Annotated in this window: 19 protein-coding genes; 3 read left to right on the top strand and 16 right to left on the bottom strand. The window is 61.8% G+C overall.

Features of this window, described 5'->3' with window-relative positions:
* Positions 1 to 63: 63 nt before the first annotated feature.
* From lptB to IBX54_RS06100, 16 genes are all read right to left on the bottom strand, one after another.
* Positions 64 to 837: an LPS export ABC transporter ATP-binding protein gene (gene lptB / locus IBX54_RS06175; protein ID WP_296541788.1), complete on the bottom strand. Its 774-nt coding sequence runs from the start codon at positions 835 to 837 to the stop codon at positions 64 to 66.
* Positions 838 to 851: 14 nt separating this feature from the next.
* Positions 852 to 1484 (bottom strand): lipopolysaccharide transport periplasmic protein LptA, encoded by a 633-nt coding sequence (gene lptA, locus IBX54_RS06170; protein ID WP_296541787.1) that lies wholly within the window; start codon positions 1482 to 1484, stop codon positions 852 to 854.
* Between the two features lie 54 nt (positions 1485 to 1538).
* Positions 1539 to 2192 carry a thiol:disulfide interchange protein DsbA/DsbL gene (locus IBX54_RS06165; RefSeq protein ID WP_296541786.1) on the bottom strand — a complete coding sequence of 218 codons (654 nt, stop codon included), beginning with the start codon at positions 2190 to 2192 and terminating at the stop codon, positions 1539 to 1541.
* A gap of 66 nt (positions 2193 to 2258) precedes the next feature.
* Positions 2259 to 2837 carry an SPOR domain-containing protein gene (locus IBX54_RS06160; protein WP_296541785.1) on the bottom strand — a complete coding sequence of 193 codons (579 nt, stop codon included), beginning with the start codon at positions 2835 to 2837 and terminating at the stop codon, positions 2259 to 2261.
* Between the two features lie 24 nt (positions 2838 to 2861).
* Positions 2862 to 4559, bottom strand: a complete 1698-nt coding sequence (gene argS / locus IBX54_RS06155; RefSeq protein ID WP_296541784.1) for an arginine--tRNA ligase — start codon at positions 4557 to 4559, stop codon at positions 2862 to 2864.
* Between the two features lie 9 nt (positions 4560 to 4568).
* Entirely contained in the window at positions 4569 to 5501 is a 933-nt protein-coding gene (locus tag IBX54_RS06150) for a uracil-DNA glycosylase (protein ID WP_296541783.1), read from the bottom strand.
* Positions 5498 to 6001 (bottom strand): ribosomal protein S18-alanine N-acetyltransferase, encoded by a 504-nt coding sequence (gene rimI / locus IBX54_RS06145; protein ID WP_296541782.1) that lies wholly within the window; start codon positions 5999 to 6001, stop codon positions 5498 to 5500. The genes IBX54_RS06150 and rimI overlap by 4 nt, the downstream gene beginning before the upstream one ends.
* Positions 5998 to 6711, bottom strand: a complete 714-nt coding sequence (gene tsaB, locus IBX54_RS06140) for a tRNA (adenosine(37)-N6)-threonylcarbamoyltransferase complex dimerization subunit type 1 TsaB (protein WP_296541789.1) — start codon at positions 6709 to 6711, stop codon at positions 5998 to 6000. Before tsaB ends, rimI begins: the two co-directional genes overlap by 4 nt.
* 137 nt (positions 6712 to 6848) lie before the next feature.
* Positions 6849 to 8495: an HD family phosphohydrolase gene (locus IBX54_RS06135; RefSeq protein ID WP_296541781.1), complete on the bottom strand. Its 1647-nt coding sequence runs from the start codon at positions 8493 to 8495 to the stop codon at positions 6849 to 6851.
* A gap of 47 nt (positions 8496 to 8542) precedes the next feature.
* Positions 8543 to 9388 carry an NADPH-dependent 7-cyano-7-deazaguanine reductase QueF gene (gene queF, locus IBX54_RS06130; RefSeq protein ID WP_296541780.1) on the bottom strand — a complete coding sequence of 282 codons (846 nt, stop codon included), beginning with the start codon at positions 9386 to 9388 and terminating at the stop codon, positions 8543 to 8545.
* A 100-nt stretch (positions 9389 to 9488) separates the two neighbouring features.
* Entirely contained in the window at positions 9489 to 11030 is a 1542-nt protein-coding gene (locus IBX54_RS06125) for a tripartite tricarboxylate transporter permease (RefSeq protein ID WP_296541779.1), read from the bottom strand.
* Between the two features lie 18 nt (positions 11031 to 11048).
* On the bottom strand, positions 11049 to 11480 hold the full coding sequence (locus tag IBX54_RS06120) for a tripartite tricarboxylate transporter TctB family protein (protein ID WP_296541778.1): 432 nt from the start codon (positions 11478 to 11480) through the stop codon (positions 11049 to 11051).
* A gap of 97 nt (positions 11481 to 11577) precedes the next feature.
* Positions 11578 to 12570 (bottom strand): tripartite tricarboxylate transporter substrate binding protein, encoded by a 993-nt coding sequence (locus IBX54_RS06115; protein WP_296541777.1) that lies wholly within the window; start codon positions 12568 to 12570, stop codon positions 11578 to 11580.
* A 105-nt stretch (positions 12571 to 12675) separates the two neighbouring features.
* The gene (yaaA, locus tag IBX54_RS06110) at positions 12676 to 13446 is read right to left on the bottom strand and encodes a peroxide stress protein YaaA (RefSeq protein WP_296541776.1); all 771 of its coding nucleotides are present in this window, start codon (positions 13444 to 13446) and stop codon (positions 12676 to 12678) included.
* Positions 13447 to 13472: 26 nt separating this feature from the next.
* Positions 13473 to 13748, bottom strand: coding sequence for a type II toxin-antitoxin system RelE/ParE family toxin (locus IBX54_RS06105; RefSeq protein WP_296541775.1), 276 nt, complete (start codon positions 13746 to 13748; stop codon positions 13473 to 13475).
* Between the two features lie 6 nt (positions 13749 to 13754).
* Positions 13755 to 14234, bottom strand: coding sequence for a hypothetical protein (locus tag IBX54_RS06100; RefSeq protein ID WP_296541774.1), 480 nt, complete (start codon positions 14232 to 14234; stop codon positions 13755 to 13757).
* 240 nt (positions 14235 to 14474) lie between these two features.
* Here IBX54_RS06100 and ahpC point away from each other — a divergent pair, with 240 nt between their 5' ends.
* The 3 genes from ahpC to IBX54_RS06085 form a co-directional block, all read left to right on the top strand.
* On the top strand, positions 14475 to 15038 hold the full coding sequence (gene ahpC, locus IBX54_RS06095) for an alkyl hydroperoxide reductase subunit C (protein ID WP_296541773.1): 564 nt from the start codon (positions 14475 to 14477) through the stop codon (positions 15036 to 15038).
* Positions 15039 to 15165: 127 nt separating this feature from the next.
* Positions 15166 to 16731 (top strand): alkyl hydroperoxide reductase subunit F, encoded by a 1566-nt coding sequence (ahpF, locus tag IBX54_RS06090; RefSeq protein WP_296541772.1) that lies wholly within the window; start codon positions 15166 to 15168, stop codon positions 16729 to 16731.
* 101 nt (positions 16732 to 16832) lie between these two features.
* The coding region (locus IBX54_RS06085; protein ID WP_296541771.1) for a class I tRNA ligase family protein at positions 16833 to 18183 on the top strand (1351 nt) is incomplete at its 3' end.

The raw sequence follows: 18183 nt of genomic DNA, 5'->3' as shown, positions 1-18183 counted from the left end.
GCGCAGTACATGCGGAGTCGGCAAAAGCCGATTCCGGGGAAGTGACAAGCGTGGGGGCCATATTCACATTCTGAAGTGCTCACCCAGATATACCCGGCGCACATCGACGTTGTTGATGATCTCGGCAGGCGTCCCCTGCGCCAGCACGCTGCCGTCGCTGATGATGTAGGCGTGGTCGCAAATGCCCAGGGTCTCGCGTACGTTGTGGTCGGTGATCAGCACCCCGATGTCCCGGCTTTTCAGGAAGGAGATGATGCGCTGGATCTCGATGATGGCAATCGGATCAATGCCGGCAAAGGGCTCGTCAAGCAAAATAAACTGGGGCTGGGTGGCCAGGGCGCGGGCAATTTCAACGCGCCTGCGCTCGCCGCCGGACAGGGACAGGGCGGATGAGTCACGCAAATGGTCCACCCGCAAGTCTTGCAGCAAACCGGTCAGGCGCTTTTCAATCTCAGCCTTGGGCAGTGGTTTGCCTTGTGCGTCCAGCTGCAATTCGAGCACGGCGCGCACGTTGTCCTCGACATTGAGCTTGCGAAAAATGGAGGCCTCTTGCGGCAAATAGCTCAAACCCAGTCGCGCGCGCCGGTGAATCGGCATGTGCTCAATGGACTCGCCGTCGATGGTGATGTCGCCCGCGCTGGCTCGCACCAGGCCAACGATCATGTAAAACGAGGTGGTTTTGCCGGCGCCATTGGGCCCCAGCAGCCCCACCACCTCACCTTTGCGCACGGTCAAGGACACGTCCTTGACCACCTTGCGGCTGCCATAAAATTTTTGCAGGTGATGCGCTTCCAGGCGACTTTCTGGCAGTCCGCTCGCGGGCACGGGGTCGGTCATGGCGGGTAGGGGCGTTATTGCGCGGAGCCACCCAACCGGGGGCTGCTGCGCAGTGGCGCGCTGCTGGTGGGCGCTGGCGCTGTTGCTGGTTCGGATTTGGGTGTCAGCATGGCGCGAACGCGGCCAGCCGGTGCACCGGGCTGGCCAGTGCTGCCTTGGGAGCCTGCCGCCGGGGTGCCATCCAGGGTAAATACATTCGTCAAATTGTTGTAAACAATGATGCCGGCATTGAACTCGTCGTTGAGCTTGGTGCCCTGGAACCGGCGCAACTGCGCCTGGCCGGTGAATTTCACGGTATCGAGGCGGCTGTCGTAGTCAATGGTTTCGCCTTCGCCTTCCAGGGTTTCATCGACCCCTTCGCGCTTTTGCCTGAAAAATGCGCGCTGTTCCGGCGCGCCGGTGACCACGCCATACTGAAAGCCCTGCGGGTCCTGGCGCACCTCCAGCTTGTCGCCACGAATCAGGATGGTTCCCTTGGTCAGCACCACCCGGCCGGTAAAGATGCTGATCTGCCTGGCATCGTCATAACGCAGCGCATCGGCCTCGATGTTCATGGGTTTGTCCCGATCGGCATCTTCAGCGCTGGCAAGCGATGCAGCCAGCAGCACAGCGCAGGCGATCAAGCGGAAAGGCAGGGGGATTTTCATAAAGGCATGAATCTTGCGTAGGTGTTGGCAAGATTGTAGCGGTCATCGCCGACTTTAGCGGGTGCGGCGGACCTGCTCGGTCAAATGGTCAACCACCTGTAATACCCGATCCATGCTCCGGGTCATGGCGCCGTCGGTGTAGTAGCGCCCGGCGATGCCCAGCGCGGGCACACCTTCGACCTGGTAAGCGGTTTGAAGTTGCCTGGCGCGCGCGGCTTTGCTGGAAACGGAAAACGAGTCGAACTGCTCGGTGAAGCTGGCCCGGTCAACGCCTTGCCTTGCCACCCAGTCGGCAATGGCCGCGCCCTGGCTCAGATTTTGTTTTTCGCCGTGGATGGCGGCAAAAACGCGCGCATGGAGTTGTTCGACCAAACCCATGCTTTCGAGCGCGTAATACAAACGCTGCTGCGGCGCAGCGCCACTGTTGAATGCAACGGGTACCCGTTTGAAAACCACGTCATTGGGCAGTTGTTGGACCCAGGCCGACAAAACCGGCTCGAATGCATTGCAGTGCGGGCAGAAGTAGCCAAAAAATTCGATCACCTCGATCTTGTCGGCGGGCGCATCAACCGGTGCCGGGCGATTCAGCACCAGGAAGTCGGCACCTGCACGCGGTACCCCGGCTTGGGCCAGTGCCAGACCTGGTGGCAGGAGTGTGACGCCAACCGCCAGCGCACCGGTGTGAATGACAAACGAGCGACGTTGCATGGTGAATTCTCTTGAAGATGATGAAGGCAGGCTATGAGCTGGCAAAGGCGGCAAAGGCGGCAAAGTTCAACGCTGCACGCGCACCAATGCGGTCTCAACCCCTGCGGCTGCAAGACTGGTTTTGGCTGCATCGGCTTGTCCGCGCTTGTCAAATGGGCCGACGCGCACGCGGTAGATTGTGCGGCCCGATTGCTCGCGTTCGGTGATTTTGGTTTCAATGCCTGACAGCAAGAGTTTGGCGCGCTGCGCCTGGGCATCGTCAAGCGAGCGGTAGGCGCCAACCTGGATAAAGTAGGTAAATGGGTCGGGTGTGTTGCTGGTTGCCGGCGCCTTGCCATCCTGGGTTTGCGCCTTGACCAGATCGCCAAGGGGGTCGGCGCCCTGCGCAGCCTGGTTGTCGGTCGCCGCAGGTCCGGCAGGCCCCACCTGTAGGGCTGGATTCTTGCCATACAGCGGCGCGTTGGGGTTCCAGTTTTTGTTTTTTTCAAGCTCATTGGCATCCTGGTCGGGGTTGCTGCTGACCGCTTTGTTGAAAAACAGGATGGGCACCTTGGTTACATACACGGCCACTGCCAGCGCCAGGCCCAGCCCCACCAAAAGCCCAAGGATAAAACCCAAAATGGTGCTGCCGCGTTGTTGTTTCATGAGTTGTCTTTGCTTGTCGTCGGGTTACATTTTTTGCGGGGCGCTGACCCCCAGCACCGCCAGGCCATTGCGCAACACCTGCGCGGTGGCCGCCACCAGTGCCAGCCGCGCCAGCTTGAGCGCTTCGTCATCGACCAGAATGCGCTCGGCGTCGTAATAGCTGTGGTAGCAGGCGGCCAGTTCGCGTAGATAAAACGTCACGTCGTGTGGGGCAAAGCCCGCGGCGGCGGCGCTCAGCATGTCGGGGTATTTGGCCAACAGCAGCATCAGTGCCAGCGCCTGCGGGCTTTGCAGCGGCGCCAGGTCGGCGTGGCGCAGGCTGGCAGCATCGCCATCCCAGGCGGCCAGCACCGAGCAGATGCGGGCGTGGGCGTATTGCACGTAATAGACCGGGTTGTCGTTGTTTTTGGCCACCGCCAGATCGACATCGAAGGTGTATTCGGTGTCGGGCTTGCGGCTGAGTAAAAAGAAGCGCACCGCGTCCTTGCTGGTCCACTCGATCAAATCGCGCAGTGTCACGTAGCTGCCGGCACGTTTGCTGATCTTGACCTCTTGCCCGCCCTTGACCACCCGCACCATGGTGTGCAGCACATAGTCGGGGTAGCCCTGCGGAATGCCGACATTGGCGGCCTGCAAGCCGGCGCGCACACGGGCAATGGTGCCGTGGTGGTCGGTGCCCTGGATGTTGATGACCTTGGAAAAGCCGCGCTCCCATTTGCTGATGTGGTAGGCCACGTCGGGCACAAAGTAGGTGTAGCTGCCGTCCTGCTTGCGCATCACGCGGTCTTTGTCGTCACCGTAGTCGGTTGACTTGAGCCACAGCGCGCCGTCTTGCTCATAGGTTTTTCCGGCTTCGACCAGACGCTTGACGGTGGCTTCGACCTTGCCGCTGGTGTAGAGGCTGCTTTCCAGGTAGTAGTTGTCAAACTTGACGGCAAAGGCCGACAGGTCGAGGTCTTGCTCGTGGCGCAAATAGGCCACGGCAAACTGGCGGATGCTGTCCAGATCAGCCGCATCGCCCGAGGCGGTGTACGCGCGGTCATCGGAAGTGACCGTTTTTTGCGCCAGGAAGTCGGCGGCGATGTCGGCGATGTACTCGCCGTTGTAAAAGTTCTTGCTTACCGGGTTGTCGGGGTCGGTCGGCCAGCAGGCGTCGCCCGGCTTGAAGCCCTGCGCGCGCAATTGGGTGCTGGTGGCCAGCGTGCCAATTTGCACGCCCGCGTCGTTGTAATAAAACTCGCGGTGCACCAGCCAGCCCTGGCTCTCGAACAGGTTGCAAATGGCATCGCCCAGCGCCGCCTGGCGGCCGTGGCCCACGTGCAGCGGGCCGGTCGGGTTGGCCGAGACAAACTCCACCAGCATGCGTTGGCCGTTGTCGGCTTGCGTGCCATAACGCTCGCCTTGCAGCATCACCGAGCGCACTACTTGTTGTTTTGCCGTGGCTTTTAGCTTGATGTTGATGAAGCCGGGCCCGGCAATGTCGAGCGACTCGACCCAGGTCTGGTAGGCCAGCGTGGTGCGCAGCACGGCGCACAGGCTCTCAGCGAGCTGCCGCGGGTTTTGCTTGAGTGGGCGGGCCAGCTGCATGGCGGCTGTGGTGGCCAGGTCGCCATGGGCGGCCACTTTGGGTGACTCGAAGGCGGCTTTGGCGCCGGCACCGGGCTGTACATCTTCCAGCGCGTCACGCAGGGCATCGAGTAATTGGGTTTTGACGATCAACATGCCCGGATTTTACGGGCTGGGGATGGTGCTGGCGCCGCTGGCCACGGCACGCGCCAGGCACAGGTCGGCCCAGGCGCGGGCTTTGTCCTGGCCGTTGCGCAACAGGTAAGCCGGGGGGTAGGTGACCACCACCGGCACGTCGGCAAAGCGCCAGACCTGGCCGCGCAATTTGCCCAGCGGCAGCCGGGCTTGTTCGGGCGGGGTTTCGCTGAGCAGCAGTTGCATGGCAAAGCGCCCCATGGCCAGGATGACCTTGGGCTGGATCAGGGCGATTTCGCGGCGCAAGAAGTGGGCGCAGGTGCTCAACTCGGTCGCGTGGGGGGCCCGCATCAGGGCCGGGCGGCATTTGAGCACGTGAGTCAGGTAGGCGCGCTGCGGGGCTGACAGGCTGGCGCTGGTGGCATGGTCCCAGCGCTTCACCCCGGCCGCGCGCAGCATGTTGTCGAGCAGTTGGCCCGCTGCTTCGACAAAGGGCCTTTGTGCGCGCTCTTCGGATTCATCCGGGGGGTCGCCCAGCACCAGCCAGTCGCATGCGATGGGCTGCGCGGGCGGTGCCAATACCGGCGTGCGCCGGCCCAGGCACATGGCGCAAGCCTGGCAATGAAGAACGGTTTCGGTCAAACCGGGCCAATCCATGCTGGCGATGCCGCTGGCCAGCTCGGCCACCTTGGTGGGCGCTGGCGGCCTGGGCCTGGCCGGGGCCTTGGCAACAGGGCGTGCCAGCGGGGCGCTGCCGGGTACGGCATCTTCAGACTTTGGCGAGTGCGGGTTGGCGCTAACGGTGTCAGGCGCAAGCGATTCGGGTGCCATGGCACCCGGCCCGGACAGGCGCACTGGCGCTGCTGGTGCTGTGGCGGCTTCAGCAGGCGCGCTCGGCTGCCACACGCGCACGCCCATCTCCAGCAGCATGGCGCGCTGGCGTGCGTCCAGGGCGAGGCTCATGGCACAGCCTTTGGCACGGGGGCAGCGTCGAGTTTGAGGCTCATGACCACCGCATCTTCGCGCCGCCCCTGCGCCGCCGGGTAATACTGGCGCCGCACACCGACTCGGCGAAAACCGTGCGCTTTGTAAACCTGCAGTGCCCTGGTGTTGCCGTCGCGCGCTTCCAGCCACAAGCACTGCGCGCCCTGGCCACGCGACCACAGGGCCAGGGCATCGAGCATGACGCGCGCCCAGCCCTGGCGCTGGTGCGCGGGTGCCACGCTGATGTTGAGCAGATGCACCTCTTCGACACCCTTCATCGCCACAAAATAGCCCAGCAGGGTGTCGCCGGCCAGCAGCAACTGCGCCTCGTAGGCACTGGCCAGGCAGTCGGAAAAATGACGCCGTTGCCAGGGGTGGGCATGGGCTTGCTGCTCAAGATTGGCGACGGCATCAAGGTGCAGTTCGTTCATGGGCTCGAAACGGACGGTCGCCGCCTGGTCAGGATTTTGCAGATTCATGGCGCCGCCCCGGCCTGCGCCTTGATGGCGGCACGCTCCTGCGTGGTTTGCGCCACTTTGTCGCGAATGTAGCTGGGCAAGGCTTGCTCGGCCGACACCGCGCCACCCGCAGCCAGCAGGGCCGGTGCCAGGCGCAACAGCGCCGTGGCCGTGGGCAGGGCCGTGATGCGCGTGGCCAGCGCGGGCAAGCGCGTGCCATAGCTGTCGAACACATTGCCGGCCAGCACGTTTGTGCTATTCCAGACCAGTTGTTCGGGCTTGATCAGGCGCACGTTGCTGCCCGGCGCCCAGCTGCCGTCATCGAACACATGGTCGGCGGTGTAGAGCTCGTCCATCCGCGCGTCGAGCAGGGCGGTGACCGCAAAGGTTTGCGCATTCCCGTTGTGGTGTCGCGCCTCCTCGGCCACGGCCAGCAGCGTGTCCACCGGCAACACCGGCACAGCCGCGCCAAAAGCCAGCCCCTGGGCCACCGAGCAGGCGGTGCGCAAGCCGGTAAAAGAGCCCGGCCCGGCACCGAAGACGATGGCATCCAGGTCGGCAAAGCGCAGCTGCGCCAGCGCCATCAGACGCAGGATTTCGGGAATCAACTGGGTGGAGGTTTGTGCGCCGCCCGCAGCGGTGTGCTGGAACAGCGCGGCAGCGCCGCCCGCGCCACGTTGCAGCGCTATCGACATGGTGTCGGTACTGGTGTCGAGCGCCAGCAGCTTCATGTCTTGGTCCTGCGCGTTATAAAAGGGCTCGGGCATGACCAAGCGCGCTGGGGGTGTGCAAAGGGTGAAAACATGCGCGCATTATCCGTGCTGCATCCTTCATCAATCGGCCATGACCGGCAAGCTCGCGAGCCGATTCAGTCGGGTAGCACCAGTTTGACATCGTCAATTTGCTCCGGATCGACAAAGGCCTGGGCATAACTGAGGTAAACGCCCTGCTTGAGGAAAATATCAAAAAGGTCAGGGTCGATGTGGCCGTCTTCCCTCATTTTGACCATGATGCCAATGGCTTGCGACAGTTTCATGCCCCGCTTGTAGGGGCGGTCAGAGGCGGTCAGCGCCTCGAAAATATCAGCAATGCCCATGATGCGCGCCTGCACCGACATTTGTTCGCGCGTGAGCCCCTTGGGGTAACCCTTGCCGTCCATGCGCTCGTGGTGGCCGCCGGCATACTCGGGCACGTTCTTGAGGTGTTTGGGCCAGGGCAACTTTTCCAGCATCTTGATGGTGGCCACGATGTGGTAATTGATGGTGTCGCGCTCGGCCAGGGTCAGCGTGCCTTTGCGGATGCACAGATTTTCGGTTTCCTGCACCGACAAGAAGTCGGCTTGCCGGCCGTCGGCCTTGCGCCATTGGTAGTGGCTGGCGATGTGGTGCACGCGCGCCACGGCGGCGTCGCTCATGAACTCGCCGCCTGAATTGATGGCGCGCAAAAAGTTGCGGTCCTCATCGATCGCACCGATCTGGCTTGCCAGATTGGTCGTTAGTGCACGCTCGGCGGCGGCATCGACGCAGGGGCGCAATGCCAGCTGCCGGCGCAAAGCGTCAATTTCGGCGTCGCGCTTGAGCACCTCGAATCGGGTGTCGATCAGGTCGATCCGGTCAAACAGGGTCTGCAGTTTGGTGCCCTTGTCCACCACATGCACTGGCGTGGTGATCTTGCCGCAGTCGTGCAGCAGGCCGGCAATCTTGAGCTCGTAGCGGTCGAGTTCCGACATGGCGAAATTGGCCAGCGGACCTTGCTGGTTTTGTGTCACGGCCTCGGCGAGCATCATGGTCAGGGTCGGCACGCGCTGGCAGTGGCCGCCGGTGTAGGGCGATTTTTCGTCGATGGCCAGGTTGATCAGGCTGATGAAGGATTCAAACAGGTCTTCAAGCTGCTTGATCAGCAGGCGGTTGCTGAGCGCAATGGCGGCCTGCGAGGCCAGCGATTCGACCAGCTGCTGGTCGGCCTTGGAAAAGGGCCGCACCTCGGCGCTGCCGGGTGCCATGGCGTTGAGCAACTGCAGCACACCAATCACATCGCCGTCCTGATTGCACATGGGCACGGTCAAAAAGGATTGGGAGCGGTAGCCGGTATTCTGGTCAAACTCACGGGTGCCGGAAAAGTCGAAATCGGGGTCGGTGTAGGCATCCTCGATGTTGACGGTGACGCGGTGAATGGCCGCGTAGGCCGCCACCAGCGCGTCGTTGGGCGCGCCAGCGGCGTTGATCAGCGGCAGGTCGGGGAACTGCATTGGCTCGGCTGCACTGCCACCCATGGCTATCTTGAGCGAGTCGGTGCGCAAAATTTCAAAGCGCAGGCGGTCTCCGTTGGCATCCTTGCTGTAAATGGTGCCGCCATCGGCGTGTGTAATGCCCTTGGCCGCCAGCAAGATGGATTCCAGCAGTCGGCTGATGTCGCGCTCTTTGGACAGCGCTGCACCGATGTCGTTGAGCTGCTCCAGACGCCCGAGCAGGCCTTCAACGGTATCAAGGTCGGTGTTTTTTTTGGGTGTTGTCATGGTGTGGTTGGCGTGAGGCTGCATGAGGGCTTGTGATCTGCGTGGCGCTACTGCCGCGCGTTGCGGTGGTTGGTCGGCAGCGATTGCGGGTGGCTGGTGCGAAACGGATTGATGTCGAGCCCGCCGCGACGCGTGTAGCGGGCATAAACCGTCAACTTGTGCGGCTGGCAGCGCACCATGATGTCCATGAACATACGCTCCACGCAATGCTCGTGAAAGCCCTGGTGCTTGCGAAAGCTGACGATGTAGCGCAACAGCCCGGCCTGCTCGATTTGCGGCCCGAAGTAGCTGATCTGCACGCTGCCCCAGTCGGGCTGGCCCGTCACCGGGCAATTGCTGCGCAGCAAGTTGCTGGTGAGCACCTCGGACACCGGCGCCTCGTCGGTGCACGAGGTGAGCAGTTCGGGTGCCGGGGCGTAGCGGTCGCAGTCCAGGTCGAGCCGGTCCAGGCTCAGGCCGTCGAGCTCCTGGATCGGCTCGCGGTCAAACAGCTCGGCCGTCACCAGCTTGACGCCAACGCTCGACTGCATCATTGCGCCGCGCCAGGCAGCTTCGGTCAAGTCGGTGCGCAGGCGCGACGCTACTTCAGCGGCATCCGCAAAGCGGCTGTTGTTGAAGCTGCCCAGGTAGAGCTTGAGCGATTTGCTCTCGATCAGGTTGACCGATTCACAGGGCACCATGATGTGCGCCAGTGCCACCTGCGGCTTGCCGCGCGCGTTGAGCCAGCTCAGCTCGAAAGCGGTCCAGAGGTCGGCGCCCAAAAAGGGCAGAGTGGTGCCAATGCCCAGTTCGCCGCGCTGCGGTGCCCGCGCAATCGGGAACAGCAGTGCCGGGTCGTACTGGTCGGCGTAGCGGCTGGGTTTGCCGAGCGGGGAATGGGCTGAGGAGAGCATCGAAGGGGTCAATCAAAAAGACCAACCCGGTCACCTGACCCGGCTGGTGCCCCGTAATCTACCACCAGCGGGCTACCCTGCGCACTGCAGGGCGTTGGCCTCAATCAGGCGTGCCTTCGGTGATGTTGTCTTCGACCAGTTTTTTCGGTTTGACGAAGTTGCGCAGAAAAATCGGCACGATGAAGCCGATCACCGCCACGGTCAAAAAGCCGACCGCCAGCGGCGACTGGTACAGCACGGCAAAGTCGCCGTCCGAAATGGTCAGCGCGCGGCGCAGGTTTTTCTCCATCAGCTCGCCCAGCAAAATGCCCAGAATCACCGGCACCATCGGAATCTCGAACTTGCGCAACACCCAGCCGAGCACGCCAAAGGCGATCATCAGCATCAAATCAAAGGTGGAATTGGTGATGCCGTAAATGCCGACAAACGAGATCATGGTGACACCGGGCATCAGGTACATCGACGGAATCTTGAGCAGCTTGGTGAACAGGCTCACCATCGGCAGGTTCAGCGCCAGCAGCATGATGTTGCCAATGAACAGGGCGGCAATCAGGCCCCAGACCACATCGGGGTTTTGCGTGAACAGCAGCGGCCCCGGCGTGATGTCCATGGCCAGCAGCATGGCCAGCAGCACCGCCGTGGTGCCGGAACCCGGCACACCGAGGGCCAGCATGGGCACCAGCGCGCCACCGGCAGCGGCGTTGTTGCCGGCCTCGGGGGCGGCCACGCCGCGCGGGTCGCCCTTGCCGAAGCGGCCATTTTTGCCGGCCACTTTCTTTTCAACGGTGTAGGCCAAAAACGAGCCCAGCGACGCGCCAGCGCCCGGCAAGACCCCGGCAACAAAGCCCAGCACCGTGCTGCGGCCCATGGCGCCACTGGTTTGCTTGATCATGGACCAGGGCGGGATCACCCGGCCCACCTCGGGCATCTTGGCGGTGGTGTGGCTGCCCGCCTTGCCGCGCTCTTCAATGAAGACAAACACTTCGGACAAGGCGAACATGCCGACGATGGCCACCAGAAAGTCAACGCCGTCGTAAAAGTGCACATTGCCAAAGGTAAAGCGCGGCACACCGGTCTGGCCGTCCACGCCAATAAAGGCCAGCGCCAGCCCCAGGCAGGTGGCAAAACCGGCCTTGGCCTGGTTGGCGCTGGTCACGCCGCCCAGCGTGGCAAAGGCCAGCGTAAACATGGCAAAGTACTCGGCCGGGCCAAACAGCAGGGCCACTTCGACCAACTGCGGCGCCAGCACCACCAGGCCGATGGTGGCGGCAAAGGCGCCCACAAACGAGGCCAGGCCCGAGATGGCCAGCGCCTCGCCGGCGTGCCCCTGTCGCGCCATGGGGTAGCCATCAAGCGTGGTCATCAGCGCTGGCTCATCGCCCGGAATGTTGAGCAAAATGGCCGAAATGCGGCCACCATACATGGCGCCGTAATAAACGCTGGTGAGCAAAATGAGCGCCGGCGTGGCCGCCAGGCCCATGCTGAACACCACCGGGATCATGATGGCCACGCCATTGGAGGGCCCCAGCCCCGGCAGCGCGCCGACAATGGTGCCGAGCAAACAACCAAGCAGCGCCAAGCCCAGGTTTTGCCAGGTCAGCGCAATCGAAAACCCGTGCGCCAGAGCTTCTAAAGATTCCATTTTTAGTCCTTTGAGAGCTTAAAAGCCCCACGGGCCCTTGGCCATGTTGACACCCAGGACATGCTGAAACAGCACAAAAATGCCCACAGCGGTCAGCACCCCGGCCTGCGCCGATTGCCGCCCATTGGCACCCAGGCGCCAGCATAGAAACGCCGTGGCGCAGGTGGTAGCAAGCACAAACCCTGCTATCGGCAACAACTGGGCATAGGCCACCAGCACGCCGACGGTGGCCATTAATTCAAGCGTCTTGTAAAGGCCGGGCCATTCGGGGTCGGCGTCGGGCTTGAAAAACATCACCACGGCCGAGGCGGCCATGAGCACGGCAATCAGCATTGGAAAGGCCTTGGGGCCGAGCGCGTCCTGAATGAAGCTCTCTTGAATCTGGGTCGTGGCCCAAGCCATGGCCAGGGCGATGGCCAGGACGATGACGGCAAAGATACGGTCGCTCATGGCGGCATCCGGTCAAAAAATGGGGGCCTGCGCAGCCCCCGGTTGAAAACGGGCCTGCCAACCCGCGCTGGTCAACAGGCCGGGGTCGGGGCAGCGCTTACTTGACGATGCCGATTTCTCTGGACAAGGCGTTGATCTCGTCCACCGACGCTTTCACATAGTTCTGGAACGCCGCGCCGCGCAGGTTGAGTGCCTCCATGCCGTTCTTGGCCATGATGGCTTTCCACTCCCTGGAGTCATAGACCGTGCCGATCTGTTTGACCCAGAAGTCATAGGCATCGGCGCTCATGCCGCCGGGCGCATAAAAACCGCGCCAGTTGGCACCCACCACATCCAGCCCCTGCTCCTTGGCGGTCGGGAACTTGGCAAAGTCGCCGCCCAAGCGCTCGGGGGCCAGCACCGCCAGCACCTTGATCTTGCCGGCATCGACAAAGCCCTTGGCTTCGGAAATGTCGCCGGTGAAGGCCTGAATCTTGCCCGCGAGCAATTGTGTGACAGCCTCGCCGCCGCCCTCGAAAGCGACATATTTGACGCTGCGCACATTGCTGATGCCGGCCTTGCGTGCGGCAATCAACACCTTGAGGTGATCCCAGCCGCCCACGGCCGAGCCGCCGGCAAAGGCGATGGCCGTGGGGTCGGTCTTGACCTTGGCCATCAGCTCGGGCAGGGTGTTGTAAGGCGAGTTGGCAGCCACGGCCACCATGCCGTAGTCGGCACCCACCGAGGCCAGCCATTTGACCTGGTCCATGGTATTGCCCGGATAGGCACCCTGGGCCAGGCGGGTGGAGGTGGCCGACGACGCGGCCACGATCAAGTTGTTGTCGTTGTTGCGCTTGTTGATGACCTCGGCATAGGCCGCGCCGCCGCCGCCGCCGGATTTGTTGGTGACCTGCATGGTGCCGGGAATCAGCTTGAGGTCTTGCATGGTTTTGCCGACCATGCGGCAGGTCATGTCCCAGCCGCCACCGGCGCCGGCCGGGGCAATGCACTCGGTGCTGCCGGGTTCAAAGGCGAAAGACGGCGCGCTGGCAAAAGCCATGGCAACTGCGACTGGCGCGGTCCAGCGGGCGAAAGATTGAACGTGATTCATGGTGAAGTCTCCTGTTGACAAATGAACTGAACACCGGCGAATTCTGAGCCGCCAAACTGTCAATCGCCTGTCCTGCCACCTAGGGATTACACCAATACCGAGGCCTTACCGTTGACGCCGGAACACCAGTCGCTCGGCGCTGGACTGGCTGGCCGCGAAGGCATAGCCATCAAGGTCAAAACCCTTGAGCTGCTCAGGCAGGCTCAGGTGCCGGGAGGCGGCAAAGCGCGCCATCAAACCACGCGCGCGCTTGGCGTAAAAGCTGATGATCTTGTATTTGCCGTCCTTGAAGTCTTCAAACACGCAGTCCACCACGCGCGCCTTGAGTGCCTTTTGATCGACTGCCTTGAAGTATTCCTGGCTGGCCAGGTTGACGACGACCGGGGTTTTGTCGGCGGCCAGGCGGGTATTGAGGTAGTCGGCAATCTGCGAGCCCCAGAACTGGTACAAATCCTTGCCGCCCGGGTTGGCCAGTTTGGTGCCCATTTCCAGCCGATACGGTTGCATGTAGTCAAGCGGGCGCAGCACGCCGTACAGACCGCTCAAAATGCACACATGGTCTTGTGCCCAGGCCAGTTCGTTTGCACCCAGGGTTTTGGCATCGAGCCCGTCATAGACATCGCCGTTGAAGGCGAGCACCGCCTGCTTGGCGTTTTTGCCGCTGAACTTGGGCGACCAGGCCTGGTAACGCGCCACGTTGAGCCCCGCCAGGCTGTCGCTCAGGTGCATCAGGCTGGCGACCTCCTGCGGCGACTTTTGCTTGAGGATCGTGATCAGTTCAGTTGCCTGCGGCACAAACAGCGGCTGCGTGTGTGGCACCTCGGTGGCAGGCGGGTCAAAGTCGAGCGATTTGGCGGGGGAGAGCAGAAAAAGCATGGCGGTGATGAATCAAAAATAAGTGCTTAAGGATACTGGCGCGCCACATGCAACAGGCTCAACACGGTCACGGTGGTGTCGGTTTGCTGCATGATCACGACGTAATTCGGGTGCACGACCAGCTCCAGCGTGTCTGGCATTCGCCCTTGTCGGCGGGGAAAGTTGGGGTCGGCCAGGTGCCTGACCTGCTGATGGACGTGGTCCTCAAGGCCCACTGCTGCGCTCAGATTGTCTTGGGCAATGAATAACACCACTTCATCCAGATCGGCTAAAAACTGAAGCGTTTCGACGACGTTGAGCATGCCGGATCAGGCAGCAGCACGCGTCATGCGCATGGCTTCCAGCTTGGTGCGCAGTGCCGCCCGATGGGCATCGACCTCTTGCTGAGTCAATATCCGGTTACTGCCATCCTTGAGGCCGTCAATGGAGGCCTGAACCTTGGCGCGAAACCAGCGGTCGTAGTCAGCGTCGGCCTGCGCTGCCTCGTGCGCGGCTTTCAGGGCGGCGCTGCGATCCGGGCGCGCGCGCTTTTCAAGAGCGCGCTCTTCGGGGCGCCATGCAACAACATCAATCTGGCATTGGTTCCAGCCCACATTGCGCAGCACTTGCAGCGCTTTGCGCGGGTCGGCAAAACGCCGCGGTTGCTGGCGCGAGGTGACCATGATGGCCTCGCCGCGCTGGGTGTGCACATGCACCACAAACGCCGCGCCTTCACCACGCAGGCTGATGCCGGTGACACCACCTGCCAGCGTAGCGGCTTTGAGTTGTTCCAGATTCAAGGTTTGCATTGCGGTTTCCTTTGCGGCATCGGGCTTTTACAGGTGAGCTGTGCACATTCGAGTAGTTTAATTGTTTGTTGTGCAGCAAATTATTGTTAATTGTGAAGCCATGTGGCGCGCCATACAGTTTGGCTATCGATAGCTTATAAACAATGCATCATGAAATCGATAGTAACGCGCTATGATTTGCCCATCGCTGCAGAACACGCTTCGCAGCGACAAATTTTTCAACCCCAACTGGAGTCCCACATGTCCCTGATCAACACGCAAATCCCCGAGTTCAAAGCCCAAGCCTTCCACAACGGCAAGTTCGTTGAAGTCAGCAACGAAAGCATGAAGGGCAAATGGTCGGTCGTGATTTTCATGCCCGCCGCCTTTACGTTCAACTGCCCCACCGAAGTCGAAGATGCCGCCGACAACTACGCCGAGTTCCAGAAAATGGGCGCCGAGGTCTATATCGTGACCACCGACACGCATTTCTCGCACAAAGTCTGGCACGAGACCTCGCCCGCTGTGGGCAAGGCCCAGTTCCCGCTGGTGGGCGACCCCACCCACACGCTGACCCGTGGGTTCGATGTGCACATTGACGCAGACGGCTTGGCTTACCGCGGTACTTTTGTCATCAACCCTGACGGCATCATCAAGACGCTGGAAATCCATTCCAACGAAATCGCCCGTGACGTGAAAGAAACCCTGCGCAAGCTCAAAGCTGCACAGTACACCGCCGCGCATCCGGGTGAAGTGTGCCCGGCCAAGTGGAACGAAGGCGCCAAGACCATTGCACCGTCGCTGGAACTGGTTGGCAAGATCTAAGCAACCGCTCCACACTCACCCCGCTGGCGAACTCACGAGGTTTGCCAGTGCATCTCTGGCCTCAGTCGCCCATTCATTTGACCGAGGCCGGTTCTCAAAGTCGCTTAATTACGAAAGAACGAAATACATGTTGGACGATACCCTCAAGACACAACTCGGCGCCTACCTGGAGCGCGTGCAACAACCATTCGAAATCATCGCATCGCTAGACGACTCCGAGAACTCGCGCGACATGCTGAGTCTGTTGCAGACCATTCAGGGCCTGCGCAGCGACAAGATCACGCTCAAAACCGATGGCACTGACGCGCGCAAGCCGTCCTTTAGCTTGCAGCGCCCGGGCACACCCAACAGCCTGCGCTTTGCCGGCCTGCCGCTGGGCCACGAGTTCACCTCGCTGGTGCTGGCGCTGCTGTGGACCGGCGGCCACCCGCCCAAGGTCGAAGCCGATGTGACCGACCAGATCAAGGCGCTTGACGGCGACTTCAATTTTGAAGTCTATATGTCGCTGAGCTGCCACAACTGCCCCGACGTGGTGCAGGCCTTGTCGCTCATGGCCGTGCTCAACCCCAAGGTCAAGACGGTGGTCATCGAAGGCGGTGCGTTCCAGGAAGAAGTCAACCAGCGCCAGGTGATGGCGGTTCCCATGGTGTTCCTCAACGGCCAGATGTTTGGCTCGGGACGCATGCTGCTGGAAGAAATTGTGGCCAAGCTCGACCAAGGCGCCGCCCAGCGCGAGGCGGCCAAACTGAGCGGGCAGGCCCCATATGACGTGCTGATTGTGGGGGGGGGCCCGGCGGGTGCGGCGGCGGCGGTGTATGCCGCGCGCAAAGGCATTCGCACCGGCATCGTGGCCGAGCGTTTTGGCGGCCAGGTGAACGACACGCTGGCGATCGAAAACTACGTCTCGGTGCTCGAAACCGACGGCCCCAAGTTTGCCGCCGCCCTGGAAGCGCACGTCAGGGCTTACGACGTTCCCATCATGAACCTGCAGCGCGTTGACCAATTGCTGCCGGCGGCCGAGCCCAATGGCCTGATCGACATCAAGCTGGCCAATGGTGGCCATTTGAAGAGCAAAACAGTGATTCTGAGCACCGGCGCGCGCTGGCGCAACGTCAACGTGCCGGGTGAGGAGCAGTACAAAACCAAGGGCGTGGCCTATTGCCCGCACTGCGACGGCCCGCTGTTCAAGGGCAAGCACGTGGCGGTGATCGGTGGCGGCAACTCGGGCGTTGAGGCGGCCATTGACCTGGCCGGTGTGGTGGCACACGTCACCCTGATCGAGTTCGACACCAAGCTGCGCGCTGACGCGGTGCTGGTCAACAAGCTCAACAGCCTGCCCAATGTCACGATCCTTGTGAACGCCCAAACTACCGAGATCACCGGCGACGGGCAAAAGGTGAACGGCTTGACTTACAAAGACCGGGCCACCGAGGCCAGCCACCATATCGAATTAGAGGGTGTGTTTGTGCAGATTGGCCTGGTGCCCAACACCGAATGGCTCAAGGGTACGCTGGAGCTCTCGCGTCACGGTGAAATTGTGGTCGATGCGCGCGGCCAGACGTCACTGCCGGGCGTGTTCGCTGCGGGTGATGCCACCACCGTGCCGTTCAAGCAGATCATCATCGCCACCGGCGACGGCGCCAAGGCGGCGCTGGGCGCGTTTGACCATCTGATGCGCATGCCTGCAGCCTGAGTCAGACTGCAGGGTGGGCCGTCCCGGTAAAATCCGGGCAGTTTCCAACTCTTCCTTGGAACGGCACACGCGCGTGCCGTTCGTCATTTTTGGCATATCCCATGACCGACACCCTTGACCAACCTGGCTTAAACAGCCTGCCCAAATCGTTTGAACCTGCCGCGCTGGAGGCGCACTGGGGGCCGGAGTGGGAGCAGCGCGGCTATGGCGTTGCCGGTTTTCGCGGTACGGGCAAGCCCAACGCAGAGGCTGCGGGCAATGGCCAAAATTTCAGCATCCAGTTGCCGCCACCCAACGTGACTGGCACGCTGCACATGGGGCACGCGTTCAACCAGACCATCATGGACAGCCTGACGCGTTACCACCGCATGCGGGGCTTCAATACCGCCTGGATTCCGGGCACCGACCATGCCGGTATTGCCACGCAAATTGTGGTCGAGCGCCAGTTGCAAGCTGCAGGCATCAGCCGCCACGACATGGGCCCGACGCCGGCGCAAGCACGCAAAAACTTTGTGAGCAAGGTGTGGGAGTGGAAAGAGAAAAGCGGCAACACCATCACCACCCAAATGCGCCGCATGGGCGACAGCGTGGACTGGAGCCGCGAGTACTTCACCATGGACCCCAAGCTGTCCAAAACTGTCACTGAGACTTTTGTGCGCCTGTATGAGCAAGGCCTGATCTACCGCGGCAAACGCCTGGTCAACTGGGACCCGGTGCTGATGAGCGCCGTGTCAGACCTGGAAGTGGAGTCTGAAGAAGAAGACGGCAACCTGTGGCACATCATGTACCCGTTTGCCGACGGCCCGCAACTGGTGAATGGCGAACTGCTCCCTGGCCTGGTGGTGGCCACCACGCGCCCCGAGACCCTGCTTGGCGACGTGGCCGCCATGGTGCACCCCGAGGATGAACGCTATGTCCACCTGATCGGCAAACACGTCATGCTGCCGCTGTCGGGTGATACGCCTGCGGCCTGGCGCAGCCTCCCGATCATTGCCGACGACTATGTGGACAAGGCCTTTGGTACCGGCGTGGTCAAGGTCACCCCGGCGCACGACCAGAACGACTACGCCGTCGGCCAGCGCCACCAGTTGCCAATGATTTGCGTGCTCACGCTCGACGCCAAAATCAGTTCTGAGGCACCTGCCGCCTACCAGGGTATGGACCGTTTTGATGCCCGCAAGCAGATCGTCAAAGACCTGCAATCGCTGGAATTGCTGGTTGAGATCAAAAAGCACAAGCTGATGGTGCCGCGCTGCGCCCGCACCGGGCAAATTGTCGAGCCCATGCTGACCGACCAGTGGTTTGTGGCGATGACCAAAGTGTCTGAGCAAGACCCTACCGGCAAGAGCATCACGCAAAAAGCCATCGACGCGGTGCAGTCCGGCCAGGTCAAGTTTGTGCCCGAGAACTGGGTCAACACCTACAACCAGTGGATGAACAACATCCAGGACT

It is taken from the genome of Rhodoferax sp. (genome assembly GCF_014859475.1).
Classification (GTDB): domain Bacteria; phylum Pseudomonadota; class Gammaproteobacteria; order Burkholderiales; family Burkholderiaceae_C; genus Rhodoferax.
Note: the sequence above shows the minus strand (reverse complement) of the source record. Positions and strands in the feature narration are given on the sequence as shown.